19 protein-coding genes are annotated in these 19972 nt (G+C 66.2%); 13 read left to right on the top strand and 6 right to left on the bottom strand.

Annotated features, from left to right (window positions below):
- Positions 1–35: 35 nt before the first annotated feature.
- Positions 36–686: a DUF2242 domain-containing protein gene (locus ACQY39_RS03680; protein WP_428503535.1), complete on the top strand. Its 651-nt coding sequence runs from the start codon at positions 36–38 to the stop codon at positions 684–686.
- A 10-nt stretch (positions 687–696) separates the two neighbouring features.
- On the opposite strand, the gene ACQY39_RS03675 is transcribed toward ACQY39_RS03680, so the two are convergent.
- The 5 genes from ACQY39_RS03675 to ACQY39_RS03655 form a co-directional block, all read right to left on the bottom strand.
- Positions 697–2001 (bottom strand): RNA polymerase sigma factor, encoded by a 1305-nt coding sequence (locus tag ACQY39_RS03675; protein WP_428503534.1) that lies wholly within the window; start codon positions 1999–2001, stop codon positions 697–699.
- Between the two features lie 10 nt (positions 2002–2011).
- Positions 2012–2431 (bottom strand): VOC family protein, encoded by a 420-nt coding sequence (locus ACQY39_RS03670; RefSeq protein WP_428503533.1) that lies wholly within the window; start codon positions 2429–2431, stop codon positions 2012–2014.
- Between the two features lie 29 nt (positions 2432–2460).
- Positions 2461–3036 (bottom strand): SRPBCC family protein, encoded by a 576-nt coding sequence (locus ACQY39_RS03665; RefSeq protein ID WP_428503532.1) that lies wholly within the window; start codon positions 3034–3036, stop codon positions 2461–2463.
- Positions 3033–3476 carry a YciI family protein gene (locus ACQY39_RS03660; protein WP_428503531.1) on the bottom strand — a complete coding sequence of 148 codons (444 nt, stop codon included), beginning with the start codon at positions 3474–3476 and terminating at the stop codon, positions 3033–3035. The genes ACQY39_RS03665 and ACQY39_RS03660 overlap by 4 nt, the downstream gene beginning before the upstream one ends.
- Before the next feature lie 116 nt (positions 3477–3592).
- On the bottom strand, positions 3593–3976 hold the full coding sequence (locus ACQY39_RS03655; RefSeq protein ID WP_428503530.1) for a YciI family protein: 384 nt from the start codon (positions 3974–3976) through the stop codon (positions 3593–3595).
- Between the two features lie 160 nt (positions 3977–4136).
- Here ACQY39_RS03655 and ACQY39_RS03650 point away from each other — a divergent pair, with 160 nt between their 5' ends.
- The 10 genes from ACQY39_RS03650 (at position 4137) to queE (ending at position 17026) form a co-directional block, all read left to right on the top strand.
- Complete coding sequence (locus tag ACQY39_RS03650; protein WP_428503529.1) at positions 4137–6371, top strand: helicase-related protein; 2235 nt, start codon at positions 4137–4139, stop codon at positions 6369–6371.
- A gap of 168 nt (positions 6372–6539) precedes the next feature.
- The gene (locus tag ACQY39_RS03645) at positions 6540–7283 is read left to right on the top strand and encodes a class I SAM-dependent methyltransferase (RefSeq protein WP_428503528.1); all 744 of its coding nucleotides are present in this window, start codon (positions 6540–6542) and stop codon (positions 7281–7283) included.
- 55 nt (positions 7284–7338) lie between these two features.
- Positions 7339–7992: a class I SAM-dependent DNA methyltransferase gene (locus ACQY39_RS03640; RefSeq protein WP_428503527.1), complete on the top strand. Its 654-nt coding sequence runs from the start codon at positions 7339–7341 to the stop codon at positions 7990–7992.
- A 97-nt stretch (positions 7993–8089) separates the two neighbouring features.
- Positions 8090–8311: a hypothetical protein gene (locus tag ACQY39_RS03635; protein WP_428503526.1), complete on the top strand. Its 222-nt coding sequence runs from the start codon at positions 8090–8092 to the stop codon at positions 8309–8311.
- Positions 8312–8427: 116 nt separating this feature from the next.
- Positions 8428–8856, top strand: a complete 429-nt coding sequence (locus ACQY39_RS03630) for a PaaI family thioesterase (protein ID WP_428503525.1) — start codon at positions 8428–8430, stop codon at positions 8854–8856.
- Positions 8857–9049: 193 nt separating this feature from the next.
- On the top strand, positions 9050–11200 hold the full coding sequence (locus ACQY39_RS03625) for a diguanylate cyclase domain-containing protein (protein WP_428503524.1): 2151 nt from the start codon (positions 9050–9052) through the stop codon (positions 11198–11200).
- Positions 11197–13269 carry a diguanylate cyclase gene (locus ACQY39_RS03620; RefSeq protein ID WP_428503523.1) on the top strand — a complete coding sequence of 691 codons (2073 nt, stop codon included), beginning with the start codon at positions 11197–11199 and terminating at the stop codon, positions 13267–13269. The genes ACQY39_RS03625 and ACQY39_RS03620 overlap by 4 nt, the downstream gene beginning before the upstream one ends.
- 36 nt (positions 13270–13305) lie before the next feature.
- Positions 13306–14997: a SulP family inorganic anion transporter gene (locus ACQY39_RS03615; RefSeq protein WP_428503522.1), complete on the top strand. Its 1692-nt coding sequence runs from the start codon at positions 13306–13308 to the stop codon at positions 14995–14997.
- A gap of 252 nt (positions 14998–15249) precedes the next feature.
- Positions 15250–16356 carry a 6-carboxytetrahydropterin synthase gene (locus tag ACQY39_RS03610; RefSeq protein ID WP_428503521.1) on the top strand — a complete coding sequence of 369 codons (1107 nt, stop codon included), beginning with the start codon at positions 15250–15252 and terminating at the stop codon, positions 16354–16356.
- Positions 16357–16390: 34 nt separating this feature from the next.
- Positions 16391–17026, top strand: a complete 636-nt coding sequence (gene queE, locus ACQY39_RS03605) for a 7-carboxy-7-deazaguanine synthase (RefSeq protein ID WP_428503520.1) — start codon at positions 16391–16393, stop codon at positions 17024–17026.
- Between the two features lie 101 nt (positions 17027–17127).
- Here the strand turns inward: queE and ACQY39_RS03600 are convergent, their stop codons facing one another.
- Positions 17128–18276, bottom strand: a complete 1149-nt coding sequence (locus ACQY39_RS03600) for an SGNH/GDSL hydrolase family protein (protein WP_428503519.1) — start codon at positions 18274–18276, stop codon at positions 17128–17130.
- A 532-nt stretch (positions 18277–18808) separates the two neighbouring features.
- On the opposite strand from ACQY39_RS03600, the gene ACQY39_RS03595 reads away from it, so the two are divergent.
- Together ACQY39_RS03595 and ACQY39_RS03590 are read left to right on the top strand one after the other, a co-directional pair.
- A complete protein-coding gene (locus ACQY39_RS03595; RefSeq protein ID WP_428503518.1) occupies positions 18809–19123 on the top strand; it encodes a nucleotide pyrophosphohydrolase in 315 nt (104 codons plus the stop codon).
- 59 nt (positions 19124–19182) lie between these two features.
- Positions 19183–19842: a 3'-5' exonuclease gene (locus ACQY39_RS03590; protein WP_428503517.1), complete on the top strand. Its 660-nt coding sequence runs from the start codon at positions 19183–19185 to the stop codon at positions 19840–19842.
- The last annotated feature ends 130 nt before the right edge of the window (positions 19843–19972 follow it).

Here is a 19972-nt window from a genome sequence, read left to right as displayed (position 1 = left end):
CTGAGACCCGCGGAACGAACAAGGAGCGCTTTGCCATGATGCAGCCAGCCCGGTTGCCACCCAGCCCGATGACACGGCAAGCCCGGAGCTTCGGCGTCCGGACCCGCCTGCTCGGCCTGGGCGTCGCCGCTGCTTGCCTCGGCGGCTGTGCGGTGCAACTGCCCTTCCAGCCGCCGGCCGAGAAGGTGAGCAAGACCACCGTCTACCAGAACGAACGTTTCCAGGCCGACGAAACCTTCTCGCGCCTGTTTGATGGCACGGTCGAAGACACCTGCGAGGCAGCCCGCCGTGCCCTGCTGAGCCAGGGCTATGTGATCAGCCCGACACCGTCCAATGCCGTGCCGGCCAGCAGCAACAACAGCTCCGTCACCGGCCGCAAGCATTTCCAGCCGGACGGCGAGGTCCATGTGGAGATCAGCTTCAATGTCGTGTGTGCGCCCGACGGCCGCCAGGACCTGGTGACCACAGCGTTCGTCTCCGCCCAGCAAGACCGTTACTCGCTCAAGAAGAGCAGCAACTCGACCAGCATTGGCGTCAGCGCCCTGGGGTCCATCTCGGTGCCCATGTCATCGACCGACGAATCCTTGGTCAAGGTGGCCAGCGAAACCATCCCGGCCGGGGCCTTCTACGACCGCTTCTTCAGCCTGATGCAGCGCATGTTGGGCGAGCGCACGGCGGACCGCTGAGCGGCGCGGCTCAGCCGGCGGGCAGCTCGGCCGCCCGAGCCCTCAGCAAGGCCTGGTCCTGGGCATTGCCGCTGAGACGGGCGGCACGCTCGAAGGCCTCGCGCGCTTCGCCGCAGCGGCCCAAGCGGGCCAGCACATCAGCTTCGGCGCTGGCCAGCCAGGGGTAGTCGCGCAGCGCCGGCTGCTCGCGCAGGGGCTGCAGCAAAGCCAGGGCCACTGCCGGCCCGCCGCCTTGTTCCGCGCTCATCATGCTCACCGCCACCGCGCGGTTCAGGCTGACCACGGGCGAAGGAAAGCGCGCCGCCAAGGCGTCGTAGGCGGCCACGATGGCGGGCCAGTCGGTGGCCTCGGCCGTAGCGGCCCGGGCATGGCAGGCGGCAATGGCGGCTTGCAGCTGATAGGGCCCGGGGCCGGCCGGGTCGGCCTGCACCAGAGTCTGGGCTCGTGACAAGGCGGCCAGACCACGGCGGATCAGCAAGGCATCCCAGCGGCGTCGGTCCTGGGCCATCAGCAGCACTGGCCGGCCCTGGGCATCGACCCGGGCGGCCAGGCGCGAGGACTGGATCTCGAGCAAGGCCAGCAGACCCTGCACCTCGGGCTCAAGCGGGCTCAGGCCGGCCAGCACCCGAGCCAGGCGCAGCGCCTCTTCGCACAAGGCCGGGCGCAGCCAGTCCTCGCCACTGCTGGCGGCATGGCCTTCGTTGAACATCAGGTAGACCACGGCCAGCACCGAGCCCAGGGCTTCACGGCGCGCCGCGCCCTGCGGCAGCTCAAAAGGCAGGCCGCTGTCCGCCAGCGTGCGCTTGGCGCGGACGATGCGCTGGGACACGGTGGCCTCGGGCTGCAGGCAGGCGCGGGCGATCTCGGCCGTGCTCAGGCCACCCAGCAGACGCAGGGTCAGGGCCACCCGGCTTGCCGGTGGCAGTACCGGATGGCAGGCGATGAAGAGCAGGCGCAGCAGGTCGTCATCGATGTGGACGGCATCGGCGGCCTGATCGAGGCTGCGGATCAGCTCGGGCGCAAAATCGGGCTCCACATCGGCTTGCAAGGTTTGCAGATCCTGGGCCAGGGCTTCCTCCTGGCGCGCCTGCATGGCGACGCGGCGCAGGTGATCCAGCGCGCGATGCTTGGCCGTGGTCATCAGCCAGGCGGCCGGCTTGTCCGGCAGGCCATCACGTGGCCATGTTTCCAGGGCGGCCAGCAAGGCGTCTTGCGCCAGCTCCTCGGCGCGGTCCAGATCACGCACCAGACGGGCCACATGGGCGACGATGCGCGCCGACTCCTGGCGCCAGATGGCCGCCACGGTGTCGCGCATAGCGCAGCCTTCAGGCATCACTGCCTGGGTCGGCACAAGCGCTGACGTCCATGAAGCACAGCTCCCAGATGTGGCCGTCCAGATCCTCGAAGCCGTGGGCATACATGAAACCATGGTCCTGCGGCGCTCGCGGCGCCGCGCCGCCGGCGGCCACGGCCTTGGCCACGAGAGCGTCGACCTCGGCCCGGCTGCTGCAAGACAGGCAAAGCAAAAGCTCGGTGCCCTGGCGCGCGTCGACGATGGGCTTGGCCGTGAAGCCCTGGAAGAACTCATGGGTCAGCAGCATGGCGAACAGCTGCTCGCCCAAGACCAAACAGGCGCCCTGCTCATTGCTGAACTGCGGGTTGAAGCGGTAGCCCATGGCCTCGAAAAACGCACGCGAAGCGGCCAAGTCCCGAACCGGCAAATTGACGAAGATTTGTTGATGCATGGTGAAAGCCTCCTGAATTGGGGTCAGAGTCATTTTTGCGCGGCGGCTGCGGCTGCAGGCGGCGACGCCTCGGCCAGGGCCTTGAGGTTCAGCAGGCCGGCTTCGAAGTCGCGCCCGATCATGCGGTCCATATTGAAGATCACGCCCATCAGCTTGCTGATGAAGGGCGAGGGGCCGCTCAAGGACCAGCTGACTTCAGAAGCACCACCCGGCTGCGCCACGATCTGGAATTCGGCCAGGTTGTGGGCCTCGAAAGGCTTGAGGAAATCCAGACGCATCTGCACACGCTGCGGCGCCTCTTGCGCGGTGATCTCCATGCTGCCCTCGCCCACCTCCTTGCTCTGCCAAGCGTAGCGAGCACCGGGGCCGGCCGTCTGGGCGCTGTACTGGCCCTGGATCTGCGGGTCTTTCTTCTCGTAGGGGTTCCAGCGGTTGAACTGGCGCAGATCCTGAATCAAGGCGAACAAGGCCTCGGGCGAGGCCTGAATCTGGAGCTTGCGCTCGACACGGAACTGATCGGGTTGACGCGCCGCCTGGATCAGCAAGACCAGCAGCACCAGCAGCAAGAGGCCGCCAACGGCTTTGAACAGGCTCGCCCACATCATGCGGCTCCAGCGTTCTGGCTGGCCTGCTCGGCCTCGAGCGCCTTCATCTGATCGAGGGCCGGGCCGGGCGTGAAGTCGTCGAGCTCGTAGAGCTGGCGCACTTCGATCTCGCCACCGTCGCCTTGCCTGCCAAAGGGCGCAGGGAAACGACGCGCCCATTCCATGGCCTCGGCGCGGGAGCGCACCTGGATCAAGGTATAGCCGGCGATCAACTCCTTGGTTTCGGCAAAGGGGCCGTCAATGAGCTGCGCCTGGCCATCCCGGTAGCGCTGGCGCCAGCCCTCGCGGCTGGGCTTGAGGCCGTTGCCGTCCAGCAGCACGCCGGCCTTGGCCAGTTCTTCGTGATAGCGGGCCATGTCCGCCATCAGCGGGTCGACGGCCGACGGCATGATGCCGGCCTCGCTGCTGGCGGTGGCGCGCACGATGATCATGAATCGCATGAGAGTCTCCTGAGCCAATGGAAGCAGAGCCGCCGCTTGCGGCCCACCCACACACGACGAAGCTAGGCAGCGCTTCTCGACCGCTGATGTAGAGAATCAGGGTAAATACCCGGTCATCAAAGCGGCTCGGCATCCTCAAAGCAAGGCCCGACCTGGCGCAGCTCCACCGTCGCCCACTCGGCGGCCGGGCAGAGGGCGGCCATCTCCAGCGCCTGTTCGCGGCTGCAGTTCTTGAGCAGGAAGAAACCGCCGATCATTTCCTTGGCCTCGGCAAAGGGGCCATCGACCAGCTGGGTCTGACCCTCGCGCACCTGGAGGCGCACGGCCTGGCGCGTCGAGGCCAGGGAATTGCTCGCTTCCAGCAGACCGCGGGCTTGCAAGTCCGCAGTGAAGGCCAGCATGCGGGCATAGGCTTGCTCGCCTCCCTCGCGGCCGCGCTCTTGGCGCTGGCCGGTGGGTTCGACGATCAAAAGCATGTAGGACGAAGCGGTTGTGGCCATCGCGGGTTCCGGCTTGGGGCTGAGTTCGCGCGCATTGTCTGGCTTCGTGCCCGGCTTGAACATGTGGTCAACTCCCGGGGTGAGTGATATTTCTAAAGACGCGGCCACGACCGCCACCCCCTCCTCTTCTACGTCCACGTCAAGTTCCCCCGCGGCTGCTGTGCCCCCGGGCGCCGGCAAGCCCACGCCGCTGAACCTGCCCAACCCGCGCCATGCCAGCCGCCTGCCGGCCGGCATAGGCCCCGAGCAACTGCTACGCATACGCCAGGCCGCTTACCAGCTGCCCCAGGTGTTGACGCCGGCAGATTTCGGCGTGGCCGGTGCCGAGGGCGGCGCCAGCGAAGACGCGCTGGACCGCGCCGGCCTGGTGCTTTTGCAAAAAGCCGTGGCCGGTGCCCGGCCGAGCCGCTGGATCGCGCCGCAGCTGATGGCCACGGCCCTGGCCCACCTCGATGTGGTGGGCACGGCGCCGGCCGTGCGCGCGTTGATGCAACAGCGCCAAGTGCTGCTCGACGGCCTGGGCCTGAGCCGCGAAGGCCTGGGCTGGAGCCGGCTCTGCCGCCTCAACCTCAAGCTGGCCCAGCCGGGCTGGCTGATTCCGCTCGCCTTCCGTGTGCCGCTCGATGACGATGCGCCGGTCTGGGCTTTCTACCGTGACGGCGACCTGCACGCCCTCAAGGCCGCCCTGGGTCAGCAGCCACCGTATGTGCATGCGGCCGAGCTGCAAGCCCATCTGGCCCAGCTGCTGGCGCGCAGCGAGGCCGGCCACCCCGAGCATCTAGAGTCCCTGCTGCCGCGCCTGCAGGCCGAATGCGCAACGCCCCAGACCTTCGAGCTGCTCAAAGCCGGCTGCACGCGCGCCCAGGACCGCTGGGAAAACCGGGTCGCCGAATTGAACACCTTGGCCGGCCTGAACAGCGAGCTGGCCTTTCAAGGCTACCCCGACACCTTCGATGCCGCGCGCCGCCTGCAGCGCACAGTCACGCTTTACGTGGGCCCGCCCAACAGCGGCAAGACCTACGCCGCCTTCGAGCGCCTGGCGCAAGCACATGAAGGTTGCTACCTCGCCCCCTTGCGCCTGCTGGCCCTGGAAGGGCGCGACCGCCTGGTCGGCCGCGGCGTTCCCTGCTCGCTGCTGACGGGCGAGGAGAACGTGCCGGCCGACAACGCCCGCGTGGTCTCCAGCACCATCGAGATGGTCAACACCAACAAGCCCATTGACGTGGCGGTGATCGACGAGGCGCAGATGCTCTTCGACCTCTACCGCGGCTGGGCCTGGACCCAGGCCATCGTCGCGGTGCCAGCCAATGAGGTGATCATCATCTGCTCGGCCTATGCCGTGCCGGCGATCGAAAACCTGCTGGGTCTATGCGGCGAGCGCTGCACGGTCAAGCATTTCGAGCGCAAGCAGGAGGTGCAGCTGCTGCCCGCGCCGCTGCCGATCGCCTCGCTCAAAAAGGGCGATGCGGTCGTGGCCTTCAGCCGCCGCGAGGTGCTGATGCTGCGCGACCAGATCGCCCAGGCCGGCCACCCGGTCTCGGTCATCTACGGCGCCTTGCCGCCCGAGGTGCGGCGGCGCGAGGCCGAGCGCTTTGCCGTCGGCGCCGCCCACATCCTGGTCGCCACCGACGCCATCGGCATGGGCCTGAACCTGCCGATTCGGCGCGTGCTGTTCAGCACCATGAGCAAGTTCGACGGCCAGGGTGACCGCGCCTTGACCGTCTCCGAGGTGCACCAGATTGCCGGCCGGGCTGGGCGTTATGGCATGCACGACGAAGGCTTCTGCGGCGTGCTGCGCGAAGCCGAGCCGCAGGCGGCCAAGGTGCTGAAGGAGCTGCTGCCCAAGAGCCCGCGTGCGCCGCGCGACTTCAAGGCCGCGGTGGCGCCGAACTGGTGGCATGTCAACACCATCGCCAGCCGCCTGGGCCTGAAGCGCCTGCGCGAGGTGCTCAATGTCTTCATGGAACAGCTGCGCCTGGACGACGCCCATTTCGCGGTGGCCGAGCTGGAGCAGATGCTGGATCTGGCCGGTCAGCTCGACCAGGCGGCCGGCGCCCTGACCATGAAGCAGCGCTTCATCTACGCGCAAGCGCCAGTGGACAGCCGCACCGATGCCCAGGTGCAGGAATACCTGGACTGGGCCCACCGCCACGCCCTCAATGGCAAGGCTGGCTCGCCCTGGTTCCTGCAGGATGTGGACGAACACAGCCGGCTCGATCGCATGGAGCAGGCCTTGCGCAGCTGCACCTTGTGGCTCTGGCTGGACCTGCGCTTCCCTGGCGTCTATGGCCAAGTTGCCGAGGTGGTGGACCTGCGCAGCCGCCTGAACGACGGCATCGAGCGCCACTTGAAGGGCAAGAAGCCGTTGTGGCAGACGCGGGGCGGGCGGCGGTGAGTCGTGAGTCGTGAGTCGTGAACGAGTGAACAGGTGAAGGGGTGAACAGGTGAAGGGGTGAGGGTGATTGGTTCACCAGGCGCGCAGCGCCGCTCACTTGTTCACCCGTTCACCCAAAGTAGGTACCGAACATCCCGGTTGGATGTGGGAAACACGAAAGCTGTACCCATGCCCAACTCCAGAGTCACCCACGACGAACCGCCCCTGGCCTACAAGCAGGAGTCGATCGCCATCGCCGGTGCTGCGGACCTGCTGATCCGCTCCTTGCTGGACCGCCAGCAGTTCAATGACCCCGGCGGCGAGGCCGAAGCCCTGGGCATTTCCTCGGCCGCCTGGCCGCTGTTCGGCCTGCTCTGGCCCTCGGGTCTGCGCCTGGCCGAGGCCATGGCACTGCGGCCCTTGCTGGAAGGTGAAAGCATCCTGGAGATCGGCTGCGGTCTGGGCCTGGCCAGCCTGGTCAGCCACCGGCGCGGCGCCCTGGTCACGGCCAGCGACTGCCACCCGCTGGCGGCCAGTTTTTTGCTCGAGAACCTGCGCCTCAACGAGCTGCCGCCCATGCGCTACTGCCACGGCGACTGGTCGGGCCAGAGCTGGGACGAGGAAGCCCTCGCCCAGGCCCTGAGCCAGACCGGTCCGGCGCGCCGGCGGCCGCGCGTGCAAGGGCGCTTCGACCTCATCATGGGCAGCGACATCCTCTATGAGCGCGACGAGGGCGGCGCCCTGGCCGGCTTCATCGAACGCCACGCCCAGACGCATTGCGAGGTGCTGATCATCGACCCCAACCGCGGCAACCGCCCGGCCTTCAGCAAGCGCATGGCCGGCCTGGGCTTCGAGCTCGACGACCAGCCGCTGCGCTCGCTGGCACTTGCCGCTGAGAAGTACAGCGGGCATTTGCTGCGCTACCAGCGCTAAAGCCCGCTGAACGCGGCAGGCAGGCGGCTAGCATGTGGCCCGTATGGAGGGTGCCATGTCCGAGGACCACAACGCCGAGTCGGTGGCCTGCTTTGACAAGCATGCGCAGCGTTATGCCGAGAACTACTTCGACCTGCGCAACTACGACCGTTTCTACCAGGCTCTGCTCGAGCGGCTTCCCAGCGGCCCTGTGCGCCTGCTCGATCTGGCTTGCGGCGCCGGCAATGTCGCAGCCTTTGTGCGCCAGGCCCGCACGGATGCCCAGATCCTTTGCGTCGACCAGTCGGCCGCCATGCTGGCTGCTGCTCAGCAACGCCTGCCCGGCATCGCCACCGAGCAAGCCGATTGCCGCGATCTCTCGGCCATAAGCGCAGGGTTCGACGCCGCTGCGTTCTGCTTCGGCCTCAGCTATTTCAACGATGAAGACGCCCGCCAGGTGCTGGCCGAGTTGGCCCGCCTGCTGCGCGTCGACGGTAGCCTGCTGCTGAGCACCATCTCTGGCGACCCGGTCGACAGTGGCCCTCAGCTGAGCAGCAGCGGCGACCGGGTCCACATGTTCTACCGCCAGCCGGAGACCATCGCGGCTTGGCTGAACGAGGCCGGCTTCTCGGTCCTCCGCCTCGACCGAATCGCCAGTCCTGCCAATGCCTCGCAAAAAACCGTGGACGTGGTGATCCTTGCCCGCCGGAACTCAGTGCCGGCGGACTGAACCTTGAAGCGGCACAGACATGGTTCAATGCGCCAGCCCGCACGGGTCCAGGTCAAGGGATCCGGCCAGCCCAACTTCTTGAAAGCACCCCTCCCTCATGAACATCGTCAAACTGTTGGGCGCCCTGCTGATCGCAGCCGGGGTGCTGGGCCTGGTCTACGGTGGTTTCAGTTTCACCAAGGAGACCCATGACCTCAAGCTCGGGCCGATCGAACTGGCGGTCAAGGAGAAGGAGTCGGTCAATATTCCGAGTTGGGCCGGCATCGGCGCAATCGCCCTGGGCGCGGCCTTGCTGCTGTTCGGCGGCAAGAAGCACTGAGCGGCCCCGTCGCCGGGCGCCTTCTGGCGGCCAGTGCCGTGATGGCCTTGCGGCGGCGGCGCTGAATCGTGCCGCTACAGTGAAGCGCATCGCCAGCGCTTCCCATCGCCAATCCCATGAGTCCAGAGATCGAACAACGCATCGCCCGCAGCTTCGAAGCCCAGGGCCTGATGGCCACGCTGGGCGCGCGCCTGGCATGGGTCGGAGATGGTGAGGTGCACATCGCCATGCCCAACTCGCCCCAGGTCTCGCAACAGCATGGCTATGTCCATGCTGGCGCGGTCACCAGCATCGTCGACAGCGCCTGCGGCTACGCCGCGCTGAGCCGGGCGGCGCCAGAGTTCGAGGTGGTGTCGGCAGAGTTCAAGATCAATCTGATGCGGCCGGCCATCGGCACGCATTTCCTGGCCGTGGGCAAGGTGCAGAACGCCGGCCGCCTGCTGACGGTGTGCAGCGGCGAGGTGCGTGCCTTCCTGAACGAGGGCGCCAGCGAGTACAAGGTGGTGGCCTTGATGCAGGCGACCATGGTGCTGGTGCGCGCCTGAGGCGGCCGGGCCGGCCAAGCGCTGGCCCCGGGGAAATCAGCACTTGCGGGGCGGGGCCGCCTCACTACACTGCCGCCTGCGCGCTCGCCACGACGCCCCGGGCTGCCAAGGAAATCGCGCTTGCGCGCACCGGTCCGCTCACAGCCCCGAGCCTGCCCTCAACTCCACCCCTCCCGTGCCGATACCGCCGTCCATGAGCCGAGCAACCGCTGTCACGCGCGCTGCCACTGCGCCCGGGCGGCGCCGTGCGCGCGTCTGTCTGCTCGAGAGCGTGCGCGCCGGCCTGTTGCTGAGCCTGCTCAGCCTCAGTGCCTGCCAGCCGGCCGGGCCCGATGCCGATTCAGGCGGTCCCGTGCAGGTCGCTGCTGTGCCCGGTGCGAGTGCGCTGGAGGAGGAACTCAAGCAACCGATCTGGCAAGAGTTGGAACGCATCGAACGCGAGGGCCGCAGCCATCCGACGGCCAGCGAACACGCGCTGCACGAGTTGCAGCCGCGCACAGCGCCGGGCAGCCTGGCCCGCGTGCAACTGCTGGCGCAGCGGGGCTATCTGGCCACGGAGATGCGCAATGCGGGGCTGACCGCCAGCATCCTCAAGGACCTCGAGGAATGGCCGGCCGAGGCCAGCCGCCGCGCTGCCCACCTGGCCCTGCTCTATGTGCGCGCCCGGCAGCAGCGCTTCAGCGGCGACCTGCGCCAGGCCGACCGGACCATGGCGCCTCTGGCCGGTTACAGCGTGCGCGAGACCGGGCCGCGCCTGCTGCTGCGCTGCCATGACTTCGTGGCCTATCTGCAGGCCGAAACCGGTCAGGTCGATAACGCCATCGCCAGTGCCAACGAAGCGCTGCGCCTGGCCGATGGCATGGGCCAGCCTTGGCGGCGCGCCCAAGTGATGAGCAATCTCGCTTTCACCTACCACCAGGCGCAGCAGCTGGAATTGGCGCAGCGGTTCAGCGAACAGTCCCAGGCCGAAGCCAATTTGGACCCGAGCCCGGCCCTGCTCTACGACGTCCACACCACCCGCGGCATCATCCTGCTGACCCAGGGTCTGGTGGAGCAAGCTCAGCAGGCCAAGCAAGCCGCCCTGGACGCCGCCCGGCAAAGTGGCTCGGACGCCCTCAGCGCCCTGGCCCTGGGTAATTTCGCTGATTTCCACCTCAACCAGGGCAACTACCCGCAAGCGCTGAAGTTCTCCGAGCAGGCGCTGGCCCTGGCCATTGCCAGTCAGAACATCGACTACGAGCTGCTGTCACGCCACAACCGCGGCATTGCCAAGATCGGCCTGAAGCGGATCGAGGAAGGCAAACGCGAGGTGCTGGATGCGCTGGCGCGCGACGAGCAGCGCGGTGCCGACACCACCGTTGCCAGCGCCTGGTTGGAGCTGGGCATGCATCTCGAGCGCGCCGGTGACCTGCCAGCCGCCGTGGACGCCTTCCACCAGCACCGCCGCCGCATCGACCAGGTCCTGCGCAATGAAACCCGCAAGGCCTTGCTGGAAAGCCAGGAAAGCTATGAGGACGAACGCCGCGCGAAAGAGATCGAGCTGCTCAACCGAGGCAACAGCCTGAAGCAGGAGCAGCTGCGCGCACGCGATCTGCAGCTCTGGCTGTGGGCAGCCCTGGGCGGCTGCATCGTGCTCTCGGCCGTGCTGCTGGGTCTGGCCTACCAGCGCATTCGTCGCACCAACCAGGCCCTGGCGCACAGCAATGCCGCACTCAAGACGGCCAGCGAGCGCGACCCCCTGACCGGCCTGGCCAACCGCCGCCATTTCCTGGCCGCCATCAAGCGCCTGGCCGAGCATGGCCGAATCAGTGGCAGCTTGTTCCTGATCGACATCGACCACTTCAAGCGCATCAACGACCGCCACGGCCATGCCGCCGGCGACAGCGTGCTGGTCGAGATCGCGCAGCGCCTGCGATCCTGCTTGCGCGACGAGGACCTGCTGGTGCGCTGGGGCGGCGAGGAGTTCCTGATCCTCGTCAGCACCCGCGAGGCGAGCTATGCCAGCGCCCTGGCGCAAAGGCTGTTGGACCAGATGGCCTGGCCGATGGTCAAGCACGGCGCGCAGATGATTCCGGTGACGGCCTCGATCGGCTTCGCCAGTTTCCCTATGGCTCCAAATGAACTGGTACTGGGCTGGGAGCGTGCCATCGATCTGGTGGACACAGCCATGTATCTGGCCAAAGCCCATGGCCGCAACCAAGCCTACGGCATCGCGTCTGTGGCCGCCGTCGATGAGGCGCAGTTGCAAGCGCTGGCGGCCGATATGCAAGCCTCCTGGCAGGCCGGGCAGCTGGAGCTGATCACCTTGCATGGCCCGGTGCGCTTCGAGGACAGCCGGCAATGAGCAGGGTCCGCCGTCTGCGCCTGAGTTGTCTCTGGGTCTTGCTGGGCTGGAGCCTGGGCCTGGCCCAGGTGCAAGCAGCAACAGCGAGCCCCGGACCGGCTCAAGCTGAGGCCCTGGCCGCCCGACTCGACCTGTTGGTCCGGCAGGAACAGGGCCAGACGGACCAACAGCCTGGATCCCTCAAAACCTTGCAAGCCTGGCGCCAGACGGCGGCCACCGACGGCGTGCTCGACGACCGGGCTCGCGCCGACTTTGATCTGGCCGAGGCGCGTCTGCTGCTGGCCCAGGGCAACAGCGAGGCCGCGCTGCGCCTGGCCGACCGTTTGGCGGCCCAGCCGGGGTTTCAGGCCCTGAGTCCCTTGCTGCGCGCCGAGCAGGCGGCACGGCAAGGCAGGCTGCAGGCCGCTGCCGACTGGGCAGGGCAAGCCTGGCTGATCCTGGAAGCGGGCTGCCCCGAGGGCAGCTTGAAAACAGCCATAGAGCAAGACCGCTGCGACTACCGCAGCGCCTGGTCGGCGCTGCGCCTGCTGGCACGCCAGCGCACGGCCGAAGGCGCGTATTCGCTGGCCGAGGTGCAGCTGCGCAGCGCCCTGGAATTGGCGCAGGCCGGCGCTGACCCGGAGCGCAGTGCCTTGAGCATGGCGAGCCTGGCCCAGGTGCACCAGTCGCTGAGCCAGACCGAGCAAAGCCGGCGCTGGCTGACCCTGGCCCTGCAGACGGCGCAGGGCGACGCACAGACCCTGGGCCAGATCAAGGTCATCGAGGCCACGATGGCCGCCCGCAACAGCGATCTGGGGGCGCAGCGCCAGGCCCTCGACGAAGGCCTGCAGATCGCCCGCAGCACCGGCAATCGCCGGCTGTTGGCGCAGCTGCATGTCGGCCTGATCGATTTCTATATGCAGCAGAAGCAGCCTCTGCGCGCCCTGCAGGCAGCCGGGCCGGCGCTGGACTGGTTGGCGCGCCAGCCCGATGCGCGGATCGAACGCGCCCTGCGCAACAACCTGGCCGTGGCGCGCATCCAGCTGCGCCAGTTCGAGCGCGCTCGCCAGGAATTGGCGCGCCTGCGTGAGTTGAATCAGGGGCACACCGAGCTGGTCGAGCAGTCCGTGGAATTGCGCGAACAGGGCGAAGCCTGGGCCGAGGCCGGCCAGACGCGCGAGGCCATCCTGACCTATCACGCCGAGCGCAAGCTCAATGCCCAGCTGACCGCGCGCCATCGCGAAAGCTCGCTGCAGCAGCTCAAGCTCAAGTACGACAGCGAGCGCAAGCAGCGAGACCTGGCCCTGCTGGTCAGCAAGCAGGCCTTGGTCGACCGCCAGCTCAGCAACCGCCAACTGGCCAGCCAGGTCGGCTATGCGGTGGCAGCCCTGCTGGGCTTGTCACTCTTGCTCGGTGCGGTGATGGTGCGCCGCGTGCACCTGGCCAACAAGCGGCTCAAGGCCAATGAACTCTTGCTGCGCGCCCAGAGCGAACGCGACCCGCTGACCGACCTGGCCAACCGCCGGCACTTTCTGGCGGTCATGAACCAGCAGGCCCAGCCCGCCTTCAACGGCGCCCTGCTGATGGTGGACATCGACCATTTCAAGCATGTCAACGACGAACACGGCCATGGCATCGGCGATGTTGTGATCTGTGAAGTGGCGCGCCGGCTTTCGCATGCGGTGCGCCAGAACGACCTGGTGGTGCGCTGGGGGGGCGAGGAATTCTTGGTGTTTGCCGCCGACGTCAGTGCCGAGCAGCTGTGCGCGCTGGCCGAGCGCATCCTGCACAGCGTGGCCGGCACACCGGTGACGACGACCGACGGGCCGCTGCGCATCACCGTATCCCTGGGTTTTGCCCGCTTTCCCCTGCCTCCGAGCGAGCTGCTGCTGCACTGGGAGCAGGCCGTCAACTGGGCCGATATGGCGCTCTACAGCGCCAAGTCGCGCGGCCGCAATCGAGCCATGGGCATCGAGACGGTTCATGCGCCCGATGCCGAAGCCTTGGCCGCCATCGCGGCCGACTTTGATGCGGCCTGCTCTTCCGAGCGGGTCAGCCTCAAGCAGATCTTGGGGCCGAGCGGTACCTGAGCCGGCAGCGCTGGAGCGGCTGAGACAATGCGGACGATGAAGCTTGCCTCGAAGCCATGGATCGCGCAGCGGCTGCTGACGCTGAAGACCTACCGCCGCGATGACTTGCGCAGCGATCTGCTGGCCGGCCTGCTGGTCAGCGTGCTGCTGATTCCCCAAAGCTTGGCCTATGCCATGCTGGCCGGCCTGCCGCCACAGATCGGCCTGTATGCCAGCTTGCTGCCTTTGTTGGCCTACGCGGTCTGGGGCTCCAGCCCAGTGCTCGGCGTCGGGCCGGTGGCGGTGCTGGCCCTGATGATTGCCCAAGCCCTGGGCGGCCTGCCGGCCGGGGTCAGCCCCTCGGAAGCGGCCCTGGTGCTGGCGGCCGAGGTCGGCCTGATCCTCTTGCTGGCCTCGGCCCTGCGTCTCGACGCCCTCGCCTCCTTGCTGTCGGTGCCAGTGCTCCATGGTTTCGAGACCGGCGCCACGCTGACCATCGCCATGAGCCAGCTGCCGGTGCTGCTGGGCAGTCCTGCTCAGGGCTTTGAGTTGCCCGGTATGTGGGCGTCCATGCAGGCCAGCGGCTTTGCCTGGCATGGCTTGAGCGCGGGCTTTGGCCTGCTGGCCTGTGCCGTCTTGCTGGCCGGCCGCCGCTGGCTGCCGCCGGGTAGCGCTCGCCTGGTGCCCATGGCCCTGCTGCTGGCCGCCATGGGCCTGGCCTGGACCTTGGACGGTGTCTCGCGCGGTGTCGCCCTGGTGGGCACCTTGCCACCGTTGGACCTGCACCTCAGCCTGCCACGTCTGAACGGCGAGCTCTGGTGGCAGCTGGCGCCCAGTGCCTTGCTGATCGCCTTGATCGCCTATGTCTCCAGCTTGGTTGTGGCTGAGGCGCTGGCGCGCCGGCGCGGCGAGAAGGTGCGGGCCGGCGCTGAGCTGCGCGGCCTGGCCGCGGCCAATTTGTGTGCGGCCTTGAGCGGCGGCATGCCGGTGGCGGGCAGCTTCTCGCGCAGCGTGTTGCTGCACGAGGCGGGCAGCCGCAGCCGTGCCAGCGGCGTGTTCATCGCGCTGTTCATGGGCCTGGCCATGCTGCTGCTGGCAGGCCCCTTGGCCTGGCTGCCCAAGTCGGTGCTGGCGGCAACGATTCTGGTGGCCGTGCTCTCGGGCCTGAAGTTCCAGCCCTTTGTCGAAGCCTGGCGCTATGCACGGCCGGAAGCCCTGCTGATGGCCGGCGTGAGCGTCATCGTGTTGTGCTGGAGCGTGACCGCCGCGCTGGCGCTCGGGGTGCTGGGTTCCATCGCCTTGCTGCTGCAACGCACAGCCCAACCCCATGTGGCCTTGATCGGCCGAGTTCCGGGCACCGAGCATTACCGCAATGTCGGCCGCCATGCGGTCGAGTGCCAACCCGGGGTGCTGGGCCTGCGCATCGACGAGAGTCTTTTGTTCACCAATGCCCGCAGTCTCAGCGATGTGGTGCAGGGTTTGCTGAACCAGGAGCGGCAGGTGGGGCAAGAAAAAGTGCACCGGGTCGTGCTGCTGATGTCGCCGGTCAACAGCATCGACTTCAGCGGCCTGGAAGCCTTGCGCGAACTGCACGCCCACTTGAAACGGCAGGGTTTGCGCCTGGATTTGAGTGAGGTCAAGGGGCCGGTTCTGGACCGTCTGCGTGCGGCCAATTGGCAGCAATGGTTCGAGGGTCAGGTCTTTCTCAGCCACCACCAGGGCATGGTGGCCGGTGAAATACAGGCTTGAGCACCAGCCTGTGGACAAGGCTGTGGACGAAACTTGAACAAGTTGATGTTTATCCACAGGCCGGCGGCGATCCGCCAAGTTGTTATCGGTCGAGCCGAAAGTTCAAGGGCAGGCCTCCACAAGTTTTGGAAGCTGCCAAACACTTGTCAGGACTGAGAAAATTGCGCTTGTCCACAGCCAGGGTTCACCCTTACTACGACTACCATTCTTAAAGTTCTAAATCCTTATTGATATTGCAAGGCGAAGTTTTTGATGAACACCGACATCCTGTACTCCGCCTCCTGTGGCTTTGAGTCGGCTTGCCAGATCCCGGCATTGCCCTCGGGCCACCGCAGCCGCGGCCTGCACGGGCACAGCTATTTCGCCACCATCCGGGCCCAGCTGCCCGCGGGCTGGGCGCCCTTTCCTGGCGCAGAAGTTGAAGAACTCCGACGCCGGCTGGAAGCCTGCGTGGCGCCGCTGGACCATGCGCTGCTGAACCAGACCATCGAACAGCCGACCGACGAGAACATCGCCCGCTGGATCCGCCAGCGCCTCGAGCATGAGTTCGGTGTGCCCGGCATTCAGCAAGTGGGCATCCAGAGCACGCAGCACAGCGGGGTCGACCTGGACGTGAACGGCATGGCCCATGTCTGGCGCCGTTATCGTTTTCAAGCGGCCCACAAGCTGCCCAATGTGCCGATGGGCCACAAATGCGGCCGCATGCATGGCCATGGCTTCGAGGTGATCGTCCATGCCAACCAGGACCTCGGCGAGCGCGACATCAGCATCGACTACGACCATCTGGACGAGGTCTGGGCGCCCTTCCATGCCGAGCTGAACTACCACTGCCTGAACGAGATCGAGGGCCTGAGCAACCCGACCAGCGAGGTGATCTCGGCCTGGTTGTGGGCGCGCATGAAGCCGCTGCTGCCCGAGCTGAGCTGGCTGACCGTCTACGAAACTGGCTCTTGCGGTGCCAATTTCGACGGCCAGAACTACCGCATCTGGAAGGAGCTGACCCTGGACAGCGCCATCCAGCTCAAGGCCGCGCCGGCCGACAGCCCGCTGCGTGCCATCCACGGCCACACCTACACCTTGCGCCTGCACCTGAGCGCCGAGCTCGATGCAGTGATGGGCTGGACCGTGGACTTTGGCGATGTGAAGACCTTGTTCGACCCCATCTTCAAGGCCATCGACCACCGGCCGCTTTACGAGATTGCCGATCTGCCCGATGGCGACACCGCCAGCCTGGCGGCTTGGGTGCTGGGCAAGGCCCGCGTCGGCCTGCCTCAGCTGGACCGTGTGGACATGTACGAGACACGCGGCTGCGGCTCCATCGTCAGCGTGGCCACCGCGGTGGACCTGATCCCGGTTTGAACGCCTGTCGACGAGAACCAACCATCACACACGCATGACTTACGCCGTCAAAGAAATTTTCTACACCTTGCAAGGCGAGGGCGCACAAGCGGGCCGGGCCTCGGTGTTCTGCCGCTTTGCCGGCTGCAACCTCTGGAGCGGGCGTGAGGAAGACCGCGCCCGCGCTGTCTGCAACTTCTGCGACACCGATTTCGTCGGCACCGATGGCCAAGGTGGCGGCAAGTTCGCCACGGCCGAGGCCTTGGCCGACGCGATTGCCTCACGCTGGCCCGCAGACCGGCCTGGAAGGCCTTATGTCGTCTGCACCGGGGGTGAGCCTCTGCTGCAGCTCGACACGCCCTTGATCGAGGCCCTGCACGCGCGCGGCTTCGAGATCGCAGTCGAGACCAACGGCACCCAACCGGCGCCCGAGGGCCTGGACTGGATCTGCGTCAGCCCCAAGGCCGATGCGGAGCTGGTGCTGACCCGTGGCCATGAGCTCAAGCTGGTCTATCCCCAGCCGCTGGCGCGACCTGAGCGCTTTGCCGGGCTGGACTTCCAGCATTTCTTCCTGCAGCCGCTGGACAGCGTGCTCAAGACCCAGCACACCCGCGAGGTGGTGGACTACTGCATGCAACACCCGCAGTGGCGCATGTCGGTGCAGATGCACAAGGTCATCGGCATCGAGTGATTCAGGGATGGCCTGGAAGGCATGAAAAAAAGGGAGCCCAAGGCTCCCTATTTGCTGTCCAGCGCCTGCGGGGCTGAAACGCCCCGCCGCCGGTCTTTTTCTTACTTCCAGCCCTTGGCGGCCAGGCTGCGGCCGATCAGTTCAGCGATCAGCTGGTGGCCGTAAGGCGTGGGGTGGAAACCGTCCGAGAAGGCATAGGTCTTCCACCAGTTGGCGCCACCGGTCGCACCGACCGGGATCGAAGCCGAGAGGGCGGTCGATGAGCAAGTCGGAAAGGTATAGGTCGGCAGGCCATCGGCACCGGTGCCGGTCTGCGGGCAGGCCGTGTTCTTGACATTGCTCAGGCCGTACTGGGCCGGGTTGGCGGCTTGGTCGTTGAGGGCGCTGTAGAAGTCGGCCACGGCCACGCGCGCTTGACCGGCAAAGCGGGTGTCCAGACGCTTGTTGAAGGCCGTGATCCAGCTCTTGAACAGACCCTCGGACTGGGCGCGCGCCGTAGCGCCGGCCGTGCCGCCGCCGCTGGCCAGCGCGATGCCGTCCAGCACGCGTTGGAAGCGCGGAGTGACCGTGATGCTGGGCACATTCAGGATCACCACCTGCTGCGCACCCTTGTCGAGCACATAGCTCTGAATGCCATCGGCGAACTTGTCGGCCAGGGCTTCCATATAGGTCGCACCACCGGTGGCCATGCCCGCGGCGCCACCACTCATGATGGTGCTGACCTGGCTGGCGCTCAGCACCGTGCCGAGCAGGGCGGCATAGGCCGCGGCCTTGTCGGTGGGGGCTTTCAGATAGGCGCCGACCAGGTCGGCCGCGTCATTGCCGCCGCCGTCGATCAAGGCCAGGTCCGAAGCCTTGTAAGGGCCGGACAGGGAGGCTGTGATCATCTGCAAAACGATGCCGCGCGGGTCCGAACCATTGGCCTGGTTGATGACACCGCCGCCGATGGCGTAGTTGCCGCAGCCGGGCTTGCTGTTGGTGGTGAAGGTCGTGCCGGTGAAGGCGTAGAAATTGCAAAGCGTGGTGCCGAAGCTGGCAGCAATGCGCTCCGGGTAGATCTGGGTTTCAGCGCCTTGCACGGTGAAACGGAAACCGAAGGTGCCTGAATCGGCCAGGCTGTCACCGAAAACCTTGACGGCCGTGATCTTGGCCGGAGCCGGTGCGTCGGGGATGGAGTCGCCGCTGCCGCCGCAGGCTGTCAGGGCCAAGCCAACGGCCAGTGGAACGAGAAGTTTTTGAAACTGCTGCATGGAACAACCTTTGTTTGAAGAGTGGCGACAGGGGCCCGAGCTGGGCGGCCCATCTTGGGGCTGAGGCGAACTCTAGGCACCAAGTTGGCCCCTGAGCCTGCGTGTTTGCCCCAGAACAAGGCCTGAATTGGGCCAGAAACACGGAATTTAGAGTGATTCCTCCAAGAACTTGTCACACGCGGGACACGGGAGGGCGGGGCCGGAACTGGAATGCAGTCTTGCTCTGGACTGTCAAGGTACAACTTGTGGATAAAAAAAGGACAAACCATGGCTTATCCACAGGCTGGATCGTTTGGCCCGACTTGTTATCGTTTCGCGTCTCTAAATTGCAGGGTCGTGCCCACATGGTTTGTGGATCGTTAACTCATTGATAGAAAAAAGAAAAACTGACTTGTCCACAGAAAAGTGGCCCCTCTACTAAGACTACCAATTTGAAATATTGAAATTGCTATGAATAAGAGAGCGGCCGAGATTTCTTGGAATGTGCACAGCCGGGTCTGGACCTAGCTTGGCCATGCCACACTTGCTCCCCATGGACATCCCAGACCTGCAAAAGCGCTTGCGCAGTTTTGCTGCCGAACGTGCTTGGCAGCCTTACCAGACCCCCAAGAACCTCGCCATGGCCATGGTGGTGGAGGCGGCTGAACTGGTCGAGATCTTTCAGTGGATGACGCCGGAGGAATCGCAAGGCATTGCGCAAGACCCGCTCAAGCATCAACACCTGGGCGAAGAGATTGCGGACGTCATGCTCTACCTGCTTCAGATTGCCGATCACACCGGCGTTGATATGGCGGCAGCCGTGGAGCGCAAGCTGGCCTTGAATGCGATCAAGCACCCCGTAGCCTGAATTCCTGAACTTTTCTTCTTCTCATTTTTTGTTTGTGCTGCGACGGCAGCCGCCATGCCATGCAGACGATTGCCGTCATTGACTTTGAAACTTCCGGCCTGGGGCCGAGCAGCGGCGGGCGGGCGACCGAGATTGCAGCGGTGCTGGTTCGTGAAGGCCGCATCGTCGATAGCTTTCAAAGCTTGATGCACAGCGGCGTCTGGGTGCCACCCTTCATCGAGCAGCTGACAGGCATCAGCAATGCGATGCTGGCTGATGCGCCGCCGGCTGCCGAGGTCATGCGGGAACTGGCGCGGTTCACCCAGGGCTGCCCCTTGGTGGCGCATAACGCGGCCTTTGATCGCGGCTTCTGGCAAGCGGAAATGGCCTTGGCCGGATGTGCACCTGATCCGGCTCATGAGTTCGCCTGTACCGTGCTTCTGGCCCGCCGCCTTTATCCCGAGGCGCCCAACTGCAAGCTCGGCAGCTTGGTGCGCCATTTTCAACTGCCGGACACCGGGCGTGCGCACCGGGCCTTGGCCGATGCGATGAGTACCGCCCATCTGCTGCTGCGCATACAGGCCGACCTTGCCGATCGCTTTGCGGTTGACCTGGGCGTTTGCAGACCCGACCATGGCCTCTTGAGCCGCCTGCAGCGTTGCAGCAAGACGGCCTTGCAGCGAGCGGTGCAAAGCCATGCCCGCGAGCATCAAGCAGCGAGTGCCTCGCTTTCAGCCTAGAAAAAATCGCGCTGTCAAGCGCCAGCCCCGGCCGCATTGGCAAGCAAAATACCGCCCTTCCGTTTCGTGTTCCCGCGCCTGAGCACTTGTCGCCACGGCCTGTCTCAGGCTCTTGGCCATAGGTTCGGAA

The sequence above is a fragment of the Roseateles sp. genome (assembly GCF_965262435.1).
Classification (GTDB): Bacteria; Pseudomonadota; Gammaproteobacteria; order Burkholderiales; family Burkholderiaceae_C; genus Paucibacter_A.
This window is presented reverse-complemented; position numbering and strand designations above follow the sequence as displayed.